Below are 791 nucleotides of genomic sequence, written 5' to 3' on the forward strand. Positions count from 1 at the left end.
GTCGGCGCAGCCCGCATCGGCGCCCGCCGGCGCAAGCGGCGCGGCCACGCCCGGCCCCGCGACGCACGGCGTGAAGTTCGCGGTGCCGCCGTCCGGCGACCTGCAATACGACACGTTCTACAACGGGATGCAAAACATGATCGGTACGATCCACTGGCGCACCGACGGACGCACGTACGATCTGTCGGTGTCGATGCCCGTGCCGTTCATCGGGCCGTTCGACTACCGCAGCGAGGGCCGCATCGACGCCTTCGGCCTCGCGCCCGACCGCTACGTCGAAAAGCGCGGCCGGCGGCCCGAGGACATCGCGGTCTTCAATCGCGAGCAGCATCAGGTCGTATTCACGCGCACGCCGAACAACGCGCCGCTGCCCGACGGCGTGCAGGACCGCTTCAGCATGCTGATCCAGCTGTCGAGCCTCGTGCGCGGCAATCCGTCCGCGTACAAGCCGGGCGTCACGCAGCAGTTCTTCGTGATCGACAACAACAGCGGCGAGAACTGGCCGATCGCGGTGATCGGCGACGAATCGGTGCAGACGCAGGGCGGCATCGTGCAGGCGCGCCATTTCATGCGGCTACCGCGCCGCGACGGCGACACGCGACGCATCGACATGTGGCTCGCGCCGTCGGTCGGCTGGCTGCCGGTGCGGCTCGTGCAGACCGAGCCGAACGGTGCGCAGATCGAACTGCTATGGCACGGCCCGCTCGCACCGCCCGACAAGCCCGCCGACGCGGCACCGGCCCCCGCGACATCGGCCGCCGCGGCATCGGCCGCCGCGGCATCGGCCGCCG

1 protein-coding gene is annotated in these 791 nt (G+C 70.5%); it reads left to right on the plus strand.

From position 1 onward, the window contains the following. Positions 1-791: DUF3108 domain-containing protein (locus HMPREF3115_RS17725; RefSeq protein WP_141751693.1), on the plus strand; the 791-nt coding region annotated here is incomplete at both ends.

It is taken from the genome of Burkholderia sp. HMSC10F09, from assembly GCF_001806955.1.
In the GTDB taxonomy this organism is placed as follows: domain Bacteria; phylum Pseudomonadota; class Gammaproteobacteria; order Burkholderiales; family Burkholderiaceae; genus Burkholderia; species Burkholderia multivorans.